The 12,187-nt window shown below is 55.3% G+C and carries 8 protein-coding genes; 1 reads left to right on the top strand and 7 read right to left on the bottom strand.

Annotation, left to right across the window (positions count from 1 at the left end; all coding sequences use genetic code 11):
* Positions 1–79 precede the first annotated feature (79 nt).
* Entirely contained in the window at positions 80–1,363 is a 1,284-nt protein-coding gene (locus tag RDV48_28135; protein MDQ7826705.1) for a hypothetical protein, read from the bottom strand.
* Between the two features lie 170 nt (positions 1,364–1,533).
* On the opposite strand from RDV48_28135, the gene RDV48_28130 reads away from it, so the two are divergent.
* Entirely contained in the window at positions 1,534–4,575 is a 3,042-nt protein-coding gene (locus RDV48_28130; protein ID MDQ7826704.1) for a VIT domain-containing protein, read from the top strand.
* Between the two features lie 29 nt (positions 4,576–4,604).
* On the opposite strand, the gene RDV48_28125 is transcribed toward RDV48_28130, so the two are convergent.
* From RDV48_28125 to RDV48_28100, 6 genes are all read right to left on the bottom strand, one after another.
* Positions 4,605–6,359, bottom strand: a complete 1,755-nt coding sequence (locus RDV48_28125; GenBank protein MDQ7826703.1) for a hypothetical protein — start codon at positions 6,357–6,359, stop codon at positions 4,605–4,607.
* Between the two features lie 30 nt (positions 6,360–6,389).
* Entirely contained in the window at positions 6,390–7,313 is a 924-nt protein-coding gene (locus RDV48_28120) for an EFR1 family ferrodoxin (GenBank protein ID MDQ7826702.1), read from the bottom strand.
* Positions 7,314–7,425: 112 nt separating this feature from the next.
* Complete coding sequence (locus tag RDV48_28115; GenBank protein ID MDQ7826701.1) at positions 7,426–8,010, bottom strand: hypothetical protein; 585 nt, start codon at positions 8,008–8,010, stop codon at positions 7,426–7,428.
* A gap of 195 nt (positions 8,011–8,205) precedes the next feature.
* Positions 8,206–9,648 (bottom strand): serine/threonine-protein kinase, encoded by a 1,443-nt coding sequence (locus tag RDV48_28110; GenBank protein ID MDQ7826700.1) that lies wholly within the window; start codon positions 9,646–9,648, stop codon positions 8,206–8,208.
* Positions 9,633–10,460: a hypothetical protein gene (locus RDV48_28105; GenBank protein ID MDQ7826699.1), complete on the bottom strand. Its 828-nt coding sequence runs from the start codon at positions 10,458–10,460 to the stop codon at positions 9,633–9,635. The genes RDV48_28110 and RDV48_28105 overlap by 16 nt, the downstream gene beginning before the upstream one ends.
* Before the next feature lie 105 nt (positions 10,461–10,565).
* Complete coding sequence (locus RDV48_28100) at positions 10,566–11,948, bottom strand: lipocalin family protein (protein ID MDQ7826698.1); 1,383 nt, start codon at positions 11,946–11,948, stop codon at positions 10,566–10,568.
* Positions 11,949–12,187 lie beyond the last annotated feature (239 nt).

Here is a 12,187-nt window from a genome sequence, read left to right as displayed (position 1 = left end):
AGGACCGCGGCTCTGCCCGCTAAAATGCTGCGCTCATATGATAACAGAATACGCCTGAGGCAGTCAACTCGCTTCAATATCAAAGGTCCCGGGTTATTCCCTTCTCGATGAGAGCTTTCAGCAGGAGATCGGCAATGATCCTGTTTGCTTCCGGCCCGTTATGCTCACCGTCGTAGCTCTTGTCGAATCTGTTTTCGGGGATGTCCACCATATCGGGCATGAGGTCAACAAAAGGAATATGGTCTTTTTCCAGGGAGCTGATGATGCCGTCCCACTTTCTCTTGAAGACCGGTTTATCCCTGTACTGGATGATCTCGTCCTGGCGCGGCAGCACGATGACGAGAAAGAGCCTGCCCCCCTGGCGGCACTCCTTCTCCATCTCCTTGAATATCAGCTTCGTGATCCTCAGGGCCTCGGAGTTTCCCTTGAAGACCCCCAGGCGCACGGAATCTTCACGGACATAGTTGTAGAAGCCCAGCAGCAGCTTCACTAGAATCAGATCGCCGAGGAGCGGGGGACTCTCGTACTTCGTGGGGATATAGAGCGCGTCGTATTTCCTGAGGTGCTCGACAGTACGCCTGCTGAGCTTTCCTTCATTTTCGCTGTAGAATTCATCGGTGGAGGCAAATGGGCTTTTTATGAGCTTCAGGCCGTTGTTTTCAATGACATATCTGGGCATGATCTGCCATCCTCCCCAGCCGATGAGCTTCCTGTAAGTGTTGATGTCCCTGAGGAGATCACAGGAGGAGACATGGACCATGAGCACCGCGTCGTAGTTTATTTTTTCCTTTATCTGGCTGTACCTGAGAAGGCTCTGCCCCATACCGTAGCCATCGACGCCGAAATTGAGCACTTCCAGGGAGGGATCCCTTTTCTCCATAATGAGGGGCCACGTGGCTTCCTGGGGCACCTGGCTGCAGTTGGTGAAGGAATCGCCGAAAATGATGACACGCTTCTTCCCCTGCTCCCTCTGGCGGGCTGTCTCCCTGTCGGCCCGGGCCCCTACATTGTTGGTGCGCCACCACCTGTGGGCCGACGAATAGCTCTCGGGATATCGGTAACCGATAAGGGGATCGGGGACAAAATAGCCATAGAGGTCATCGCCTGAGACAGGGGGCTCATTCTGCTTTACAGGCGGTTTCTCAGCAGGTTTCTCAGCAGGTTTCTCAGGGACGGGGGCGATCTTGAAGGGTGGGAGCTCGGTGCCGAAGAGCTTCCCGTACGATATTTCAGATGGTTTCACGGACATCCTGAGGAACAGCTCCAGCAGGATGAGGAGCACAAGAGCAGTGAGCACCACAAAGGCCGTTTTCTTTTTTGCAGCGCCTGCGCCTCTTCCTGCCTTATCTTGCGGTGGTGCCATGCTCTCATGCTCCCTCATATCTGCAGCATTCGAGGAAAATGGGGACAGACTCCTTTACAAACCTTTTCCCTCAAAAAAGATTTTTCATCGTCGCGGGAGAAGAAATAATAGTCCGGAACATGCGACTCTTCTCTTATCTTGAGGTAAATTATGAAAGGATGCCTGCCGCGATGAAAGTAAATTCTGCCCTGAAGCTGTGGATCTCCTTATTTGTCGTGATTTTTTTCTTTGCCATGGCCTGCACGCGAACCGCAAAAGCCCCCGTAGCGCAGACCAGGCCTGATAGCCAGGTTTCACAGGTCTCCGATGACGAGCCTCCGGCGCCTGATGTGACAAGGCCCCCGGCAATGGTGGTGAAGGGGCAGGACGAGAAGCCCGAAGAGCTCGGCATCGCGAGGGTTGAGATAAAGACCAGGATCTACGGGTACTTTGCCGAGACGGAGATGACCCTGGTATTCTCGAATCCCCACAGCAGGCCTATGGCGGGCGATCTCTACTTTCCCCTTCCTGAAGGCGCCACAGTAAGCGGCTATGCCCTGGACGTGAAGGGCCGTATGGTTGAAGGAGTGGCCGTGAGCAAGGAGAAGGGGAGGCAGGTCTTTGAGAAGGAGGTCCGCAAGGGAATCGACCCGGGCCTCATGGAGCTGGCGAAAGGCAATACCTTCAAGACCCGCGTATTTCCCATTCCCCCGGGGGGCAGCCGCACCGTAAGGGTAAGCTATGTAAGCGACATTGTGACGGGGAAGGATGGGGCCTCCTACCGCCTCCCCCTCAATTTTGCGAAAAAGCTCAGCGAGTTCTCCATGAGGGTGGAAGTGGTGAAGGGTGCCGCCGCCCCGGTGGTGAAGTCAGGAGGGCCGGCGAACCTGGCCTTTTCCCGCTGGAACGACAGTTACGTGGCCGAAGCCAAGCTCAAGGACAGTCCTGCCGAGGGTCTGATCTCCATCGCGCTCCCTGAGGTAGAAAAAACGCCGGTCATCGTTGAGGATGGCGGCGATGGCTTCTACTACTTCGCCGTCAATGATTTTCCCTCGCCTGCCGGTGTCGCGGAGAGAAGCCCTGCACCCCGCCGCGTGGCTCTCTACTGGGATGCCTCGGGCTCAAGGGAAAAGGCTGATCACAAGAAAGAGCTTGCCCTTCTTGAAGCCTTCTTCTCTCAGTACAGGAATGATCCAGTCATCGTCGATCTCCTTGTTTTCAGGAACGCCATGGCCCCGCCGCAGTCTTTCGAGGTGAGAAACGGCGATGCCGGAGGGCTTTTAAAGGCAATAAGCGGGCTTGCCTATGACGGCGGGACACAGACAGGCTGCCTGGCGGCGCCTCCCCGGGATCCTGATGTGGCCCTGCTCTTCACCGACGGTATTTCCAATTTCGGCAGTGAGGTCCCCTCAGGGCTCAAAAAGCCCCTTTACGTCTTTTCATCGGATCTCTCGGCCAATTACGGATTCCTGAAATTCCTCGCCCTCTCGTCAGGCGGCGCATTTTTCAACCTTGAGCGCCGCGCCCCTTCTGAAATTGTCGGGGAGATAGGTAAAAAGCCTTTTTCGTATCTGGGATCTCCGGAGGAGCCTGAATGCTATCCTGCGACGGCACAGCCTGTGCAGGGCAGGTTCACCCTCCTTGGGCGCTTCAGCGGGGCCGGGGCGAAGGTGGCTCTCAGGTATGGGCGCGCCGGTATGACTGAGAAGGAATCCTCCTATACCATCGATACAAAAAATGCGCCATCGGGCCAGCTTCTCCGCTGCTGCTGGGCGGAGAAAAAGGTCGAGGACCTCTCGATATTCCAGGAGAAAAATGCCCAGGAGATTGAGAGCGTGGGAAAAGAGTTCTCACTTGTCACTCCCTTCACTTCCCTTATAGTCCTTGAGAGCATTGAGCAGTATATGGATCACGCCATAAGGCCTCCCGCGGGGCTTGCCGATTACCGGGAGCAGTATGACAGGGCTATGAAAGAGAAAAAAGCGGCAAAAGTGAAGGATGATGAGTCCAAGATAGAGCGGATAGTGAAGCTGTGGGATGACCGCGTGTCCTGGTGGGAAAAGAAATATTCCTACAAGAAGGATTTCAAATATTATAACGGGGAGCAGCAAAGAGAGCGTCACCAGGCTCCTGCGGAGCCCATGAGAAACAGTGCCGCACCCCAGGCAACAACTGCAGCGCCGCGCACTTCGGCGGCAGACGGCTTCGGCAGTGGAGGGGAGCGCGACGAGGCGATGTCAAAGACAGAGGCGGGCGCCGACAAGAAGCAGTCGGGCGGGAAGGGCGAGAGCCCGGCGGGGCCTGAGATCATCATCAAGGAATGGAATCCTGAGACTCCCTATCTCACGGCTCTCTCGCAGGCAGGCAAGGAGGACCCCTTCAGTGTTTATATCAAGGAGAAGAAAAAATACGGTGCCTCGCCGGCCTTCTACCTTGACTGCGCGCAGTATATGCTGAAAAAGAAGCAGGAAGGCATCGCGATACAGATCCTCTCCAACATAGCGGAGCTTGAGCTCGAGAGCGCGCCGCTCCTGAGGGTGCTGGCCCAGAGGCTCCTGCAGCTCGAGAAATATGATCTTGCCATTCCTCTCCTCGAGGAGGCAAAGAGGCTCCGCCCCGAAGAACCCCAGTCATACCGCGATCTCGCCCTGGCCCTTGCGAAGAGAGCCCGCAGCACCGGTGACGCGAAGGAATACGAGAAGTCGATGGAGCTTCTGAACCACGTGGTGATCAATACATGGGACCGCTTCGAAGAGATCGAGGTCATAGCTCTCATGGATCTCAACGCCATCCGTGCCGAGTACCTGAGGCGCACGAGCGGTGCGACGGCACAATATCCCTCCGACAAGAGGCTTGTGAAGCTCCTTGATCTTGATATCAGGATACTTCTCACATGGGATGCCGATCTCACTGACATGGACCTCCACCTCATAGAGCCGTCAGGTGAAGAGGCGTCATACAACCACAACAGGACCACCATCGGCGGGCTGGTGAGCCGCGATTTCACCCAGGGATACGGCCCTGAGGAATACTGCCTGAGGCGCGCCGAGAAGGGGACTTACAAGGTGGATGTGAACTACTACGGGAGCAGCGCCCCTTCGCTTATGGGCCCTGTCACCGTGCAGGCCGAGGTGATCACCAGCTTCGGGCGCCCCGAGGAAAAGAGGAGAAACCTCACGCTGCGCCTTGCAGAGGGGAAAGAGACGCAGCGCGTCGGCGAGATAACCTTCTGAAAGGGGACCGCTCCCGGATTCTTTCTTGCCTACTGAAAGGCCTTGACGGCTTTCCTTATCAGGCCGTCAAGGTCGCTCACGGCATCGGCTTTTCTTTCGCGGATTTTTCTCTCTATGGCCGTCACTTTGTCTTTCGGGGCCCAGGAGTTTACCGCGCCCGGCCCGCCGGACTCGACGGCTATCCTGATAATCCGGAAGAGCCTGGCGAATTTCTTCTCGGCATTGCTCTGGTCTGTCTTTTCCTCTTCCAGTGCGCTCAGCATTTTCCTGATTTCAGCTATTTTCTCAGGAGGCAGGCATTCTGAGACAGCATAGGGGGGATCATACCAGAGGATGGTCACCGTGCCTTTTCCACGCGGCACCCTGATCGCATATACATTGCCGGCCAGGTCGAGTATTCCTGCCTTGTCCCAGTCGGCGCCCTCAAGCGTCTGTGTCATCAGCTTGAAGGTATAGTAAGAGAGCTTTTTCGTTCCCCGCGGCGGGTCATTGTCGAACTCCCCGTCATAGATGAATCCTGTATGGTCAAAATAGCCGTCGTCATGCTTGAACCCTTCCATGAGGCCGAAGGCCCAGAAGACCTTTTTCACCCCGAGGGCAAGAGGATAGACATATCTCTTGACCACGTCTCTTGCCTGCTCCCGCTCTGTCTGCGGCCGGTCCTTGATTCTATGGGGATCCTGGCGGGGCCCCTGCCTTTCTTTTTCATCACCCGGCGCCCCGCTGTATGAGCCCATCTCCGTGATCCATATCTCGGTCTTTTTATACCCCAGGCTGTCAAGCGTTTTCCTTATATGATCATATATCTTCTTCACGCCGCGCCAGTCCAGCCTTGCATCGCCATAATAATGGAAATCATAGATATCGACGAAGCGCCCCCCAAGTTTTTTGAGAATAGGCGCATAGAAAGCGTCAAAAGTCTCGATGCCGCCGCCCGACTGTCCCCCCATCATTACCTTGGCTGCGGGACACTGCTTCTTGATGGCCTTATAGGTGATCTCCTGGAGATGTGCAAAGCCTTCCCAGTCACTGTTCCCTCTCAGGTCGGGCTCATTCTCGAACTGCCAGTATTTAATGGGCACCTTGAGGCCCGGCATGTCATTCTTTCCATCGCCGTCATATCTGTCAACGGCCGCCTTCACGAAACTGAGATAGGCCTCTTCGGGCTCGTTGAGTTGCCACAGTGAGCCTCCGCGGTCATGGGCACCGGTTTTTCCCGCCTTCACGGGATTGGGCTTCAGGCGCTCTGGGAGGCCGATATTCGCGAGAATCGTCATTGAAGGGGGCACGGCGCCCCACTCGCGGTCATTCTCGACCCAGTGGTAACGGCCTTTCTCAATATCTTCGTTATCTCTCTGTATCACGATCCAATAGGCATAAAATCCCCGGTGCCACCTGATGCCGATATCCTCCGCGGCACCAAAGGGCTTCCTGTCACCTGCCACATTCGCAGGATGAAAGCCGAAAGGGGATTTTTCAGCAGGCACATTCCCCGGTAAAGAAGTATCACCATCACTGATAAAAACGGGCTCCCTCCCGGCCTGAACGGAGACGGAGCCATTGTGTGCCTTTGCGCTGAGCTTTCTGAAAGCGCCTGAAAAGGCTTTTACCTCGCTCCCCCTTTCACAGGAGGGAACGGAGCTGATTATGGTGACGGCCTTTGAGGTGACGGGGAGGGTCACGGCCTTCCCGGGATCCCTGCCTGATTGTGCGTAAGCGCCGGAGCACAGGAAAATCAGGCATAATGATAGAACCTGCAGGGAAACAGTGAACTTCACCTTCATATTCATCGCCCCCCGTCATCGATGTGCTGGTTACTTTTTCGCCGGCTCCCGCTTTCCGACCTCTACATTCCTCAGCCGCGGCGGCTTCCAGCCGTCAAAGCCCTTGTAGCGGTTGTATTTTTTCTCGTCCCTGGTATGCTCTGTTATCTGGACGGCGTTTTCCGGGCAGAAGTTGTAGCAGCGCAGGCACGTGCAGCAGTCGTTGCCGAACTCGGGATATCCCTTTGCAAGGCTGATGTTCCCCATCGGGCAGGAGGAAGCGCAGAGAGCGCACTTGATGCACTTCGCATCGGCGAACATATGCCTGCCCCACAGGTCAGGGAGGATATATTCGCCCCATCGGTTCGAGGCGCCGATAAGATAGTCGGCGATGGTTCTTCCTTCAAAGTGGGCCTTCTGGTAAAGCAGCTCATCCACAATCTCCGCGACGGCCTTTCCCGCCGACTCGTAAAAGCGGTCAAGCTCATGACCGTTATGTATCTCAAAAAACGTGAAATCAGGCAGCCTTATATTGCCGGGCATGACCACGTAAGTGGTAAGGAACGACTTGTACCCGCGATGTGCGAGAGTCTTCTCGGCGATGTGGACGGCGTCCCCGCCCGCCAGCAGTATCGTCGAGACACATGCCAGTTTCCGGACCTTTCCATCAGGCAAGAGCGGAAAGAGCTCCCTGAAGGGCCTCGGGACCGTTCCCTCGTATGTGGGGAATCCCAGCACCAGGACTGCGTCGCCGGCCAGGAAATCTCCCAGTTTTGCCCTGATCAGCTCCGGGTCCGCCTTTGTACTGACACCCATCCCGCAATCCGCCAGCAGGCGGTCCGCCGGCAGAGCCTCGCATGAAGCACCCTTTGCGATGAGGCCGTTCCTGATCTTGTTTACCACCCAGTCGGTGTTGCCTGTTCCGGTGAAATAGAGAATCCTAAAGCTGGAGTTGATTATCTCTGTTTTATCCAAAATATACCTCCATTGCTCATAATGAATCCACTTCAATAGAGATGAGAGAAAGTCCTATACGAGAGTATGAAAAGCTATTTACTTCGGTCAGAGAGCATATTTCCTGCAGGCTTCAGCATACTCTTTTAACGAGTTGCGCATTCAGTTGCTCAATGACCTCATTTATGTGCTTTGCCTCTTCAGCATAATCATTCTCGTAGCATGCCTTGAAAAGCTCGCCGGAGAGAGCCTTCCGGGGCTTATCCCCCAGGCTTTCCTTCATAAGTGCGGCAAGGCCGGTGACGGAGGCACCTTCCCTGTTTATCGCTATTGTGCTCGAACTTTCTGAGGATCCATTTTCCCCTTGAGGAGCCTTCTTGTTCTCCCGCTGCTCCGGAGTGAGTGTGGTGATATAATTGCTCACTCTCAGGCGGGTGCCGTCCTCATAATAGCAGCGCAATTCTGCGAAGATGCCTAATTGAGGGAACTCCTGAATGAAGCCGAAAATGTTTTCCTTCTCATCTATGAAGGCAATCACGACGTAGCCCGGTTTTTCAGGTATCGTGAAGCTTCCGAGTGAGGCAAAGCCGAGATTGACGAACTCGTCGCTGCAGGAATCCGCCTTTCTGCGGTCTTTCAGGGAAGGCGAGGAAGCCGGTTCAAGAGAAATAGTCGGGGCGAGCGGGGGCAGATGCTTCAGATTCTCAAGCTGACCCATAATCCGCGCCCTCGTCCATAATGCATAGATGACGATGAGAACCGGCACGACTAAAAGTAATATCACGGTTATGATTGACGGGCTCTCCAACTCGATTCCCCCACTTCTCTTTCAGGCATAACGGTCTTTTCAATGTTCAACAACGGCCGCGGCTTGTCCTCTAAAGGGAACGGCGGCTTGCTCTTGAGATCCCATTTAATTCTGCCGGGATAGCCCTTTGCTGGAGCTGTATTGAGGGAAGTAAGGAGCCTTCTCTTCCTTATGTCTCCCCTTGCACTGCACCGTATAAGCTGCCCCTCCGTCGGTCTGGTAGTAATATCCTTCCTGGCCTGTAAGGCTGCATGCCGGTATTTTTTCAATATAGCGGGGGGCAAGCTTATCCAGGGCAGGAGGGTAGAGACCGCCATTGTCGCCTGCGTAGAGCTCGCAGGCAACTCCTATGCTTTCAAGATTGCGGACGCAGTCTCCATAAACATCGCGCGGGGGAGGGGTGAGTTTTGCATAACAGGACCTCAAAGGGTAAAAGAGCACAATGGCGCACACAATACCGGCGCACAGGGGAATCAATGGCGGGATCCCCTGTCCTGCCGATCCCCTTTTCCCATGGGAAGCAAAAAAATCAAAAAACAGGGCAAGAGTGAACAGGAAGGCACCTGCGGCAAAAATAAGCCCGAGGGGAATTCCCCAGTCATATCTGAGCACGAGGACCGACGCCCCGGACAGGGTGACGGAGCTGAAAAGCTTCCAGAATAAGATGGCTGTATCAGAGACGGGAGCCGGAGCCTGCGGCTGCGGCGGTAAGGAGAATGCCGTCTTCGACTCGGAATGCACGTTTTTCCTTATCTCCTTGAGCATCTCGCCGACAGAAGGGAAGCGCTTCTCCCTGTCCTCTTCCAGCGCGCGGGAGAGAACCGCCGAGAGCCACTGGGGCACGGTACTGTTAAACTGCGTCACGGGAGGGAATTTAAAGGCAAATTTCTCAGGGTCTTCTTTGGTGAGGAGAAAGTACACGGTGACGGCAAGGGAATAGAGGTCGCTCTTAGGGTCAGTCTGTTCTTTCCCGTACTGCTCGGGCGCTGAAAACCCCGGGGTGCCCATTATGTAGGTATCCCGCACCTTGCCCGGGGTAAAATGCCTTGCAATGCCGAAATCTATGAGCTTCACGCGCCCTTTCGCGGTGATCATGATATTGGAAGGCTTGAGATCCCTGAATATGACCGGCGGGTCCTGCCCATGAAGGTATTCCAGGATGCTGGTAAGCTGACTTATCACGGGGAGCAGCTCTTCGAAGGTGAAGGGGCTTTCCCTTATCTTGAGCTTCAGGAGAAGGTTCTCTCCGTCAATGTACTCCATGACGAGATAGTGCCTCTCCTCCTCGGAGAATGTCTCGCCTACCTTCGGCAGGCCCGTGTGGTTAAGGTTCTGCAGGATAGCGCATTCCCGCTGAAACTGCTCCAGGATTTCACTTTGTTCGGCTCCCGCGGGAAGGGAGCTCACGATCTCCTTGACGGCCCACGTGATAGCAGGGTTGCTTATCTCTGTGACAAGATAAACAAACCCTGTGGCGCCTTCTCCGATGAGACGCTCCACCTTGTACCTGTCCTTTATTGTCTCGCCTTCCTTTAAGGGCCCGGACATAATGAGCTCCTCTCCTGTTCTTCCTTCCGGCGCTCTTTAAAAGTGCTCCACGTGGGCTTTATCTCTGTCCACCAGTTTTTCCAGAAGACAGAACTGTCTGTCGCCCCCGTCACCGACGTAAGCTCCTTGAGAGTAGAGGATATCTGTGTTCTGACATTACTATTCTTTTCGTTCTGCATGATCTCCACGAGTGCAGGAACAAAGAAGGTATTTTTCATCTTGCCCATGATTGCAATGGAGCTTGTTTTCTGGTTCGCATCGCCGTTCTGGGCAAGCTCCACAAGCTCGATGTCGCTTAAAAGCTTTTCCTGCGCCACCTGGCTTCTAAGGCCGTAAAGCATGGACCCGCCGCTGACCCTGCTCAGCTTTCCCTTTATTCCTTCGTCCGCGGCCTTGTTCAGAGATAGGCCTGCTGACACGATGAGAGCTATCGTCAGCCCATGGGTGACATAGAGCGCCAGCTTCTCGGTCCTCGTCTTCCCCTTCTGGTAGAAAAGGCTCCCGTACCACCAGAGCCAGTAGATCAGGACAGGAATGAATGGAAGGGGGCCCAGCATGGCCGCGCCGCTGCAAAAGGCTATGAATCCGAAAATCGCGAATTGTCCGACAGCTGCACCTTCAAGGGTGCCGTCAATGGCTTTCAGCACAATGATGATGAGGAACCAAAGGAGAAAAAGCACGAACCACTGACCGATGAAAGGGAAGTGCGCGTTTATCATCTGATAGGCACAGGTTCCGCACGCATGGGCCTGGAAGGGCGTCATGAGCAGAAAAACTGCCATGAGGAGAAGGACGGGCATCATTATTCGCATAATTGCCACCCCCTCTTCATATTGTTCTTTCACCAGGGAAGCCTCTGGCACCCCTGAGGCACCTGTCTATGACAGGCCCTTTTCTTCACCAGAATACCTCTTTGATTATCCCTGCTGCCTGTTCCCCCCCGAGAAGAGCATCTCTGCCGAAGGATCGTGGCTCTCTGCCGCTGCCACAAGCTTCCTGGCCTCTGCCACGGCCTTTTCACCGTCATCTTTCCTCTCCTCATAGCCGAGGAGCTCCATGTAAGCCTTTCCTTTGACAGGCTTATCCTCAAAGGTTCCGGTCACCTTGCACGCTCCCTCCCAGTACGTGGGCATGGCAGAAAGATATTTGCTGGTATAGGGCCAGTTGCCGGGCACCTCCTGCTTCTTGTGATATGCCTTGACGTGGAGGGTGGCCTTTTTCGCGGGAATTTCAATAGTCCACTCGAGGGGATAGCATGCGCCGGTCACAGGGCTTTCCCAGTGGCCTCCGGGCTTCACGGTGAACTCGTCCAGGTGCTCCTGGGTGCCGTCAGGGTTGCTTATCCCAAGGGTGGTCTGGAGGCTGGTGCCATCTTCGTTTCTGAAGTTGAATGCATTGAGCTGCCTCCCCCCGTCAAGCTGTATACCGAACCAGTCCCATCCCTTCCAGGGATCAAACATGGACATGTCGCCCCACTGGTGATCCATCCACACGGAGCCTTTGATGTCGAGGGTCTTGCCGTTCCTCGTAATGGTGCCCTCGGCCTTGAGAGAAGAGTGGGTGTAATACTTGGAGAGCCCTTTGGGGCCCATGGGTATCTCGCCCTGGCCTCCCATCATGAGGGGCGCCTTTTTCTCGCGGAGGGTAAGGTGGAGCTTCCCGTCGGGGAGGGGTTTATCCAGCTCAATGGTGGAAGGGTCGATCCGCCTGAGCTGCCATTCTCCCATGGGGGAATCGAAGCGGTTGTCGAGCTTGCCTTCAGAGAGACCGGGATGGTCTGCTCCCGGCATATGGAGGTGAAGGATCCTTTTCTGGGTGTGAGCTTTCGCGTCAAGTTCAAGAAATGCCGTGTCAAGCATCGTCGCTCCCGGCATGCCTGGCAGGTCGATGTTGTAACGGCCCGATATGACATCAGGAGTGTCAAAAAGCGCCTCGTGGAAGCCAAAACGGCGGCCGTCACTGTCCTTGAGGTGCCCGTTGACATACCACCATTCTGTCTTCACCCCGGGATGGGCTCCCTCGTCGGCGGGAAAGGCGGGAGGCTCAGGTGGCACAGGGCGCCGCACCTCCGAGGGTCCATCGGTTTTTGCCTCAGTTCCCTCTGTTCCCTGAGGGGCGCTTGCGGGAAGCCCTGTGGGCTGAGGAAACACCGGTCTTCCTGCAAGCCTGCCCTGGGGGGCATTTCCTATATCGACGCTCTCCCGTGGCTCAGGAGCGGCTGTGGGTGGGCTTTCTCCCTCCATGGGGTGCGGGTTCAGAGGGAGGGAGACATATTTCTGGCTCCCGTTGCTTATCTCCATGAGCAGATACTCCTTCTCTCGCCATGCTTCTTTAATCAAGCCGTCGGGCAGGATGCGGCAATGCATATTTATTATAGCATATAATGAGGGGAGGGAACAGGTGGCGACATTTACCGGCTGATCCTTGATTTTACCCCCTTCTCATAGACCAGGAAAGGCTCATTTTCCGAGGGGGCGCCAAAGGAGAAGGTGAGATTGTGGGGAGCCCGGCCCCTTATGGTGAGGGTCCGGAGGCCGTG

The organism is Candidatus Eremiobacterota bacterium, assembly GCA_031082125.1.
Lineage (GTDB): Bacteria > Vulcanimicrobiota > CADAWZ01 > CADAWZ01 > Ess09-12 > Ess09-12.
The sequence above is the reverse complement of the archived record's forward strand: the minus strand, read 5'-3'. Positions and strand labels throughout refer to the sequence as shown.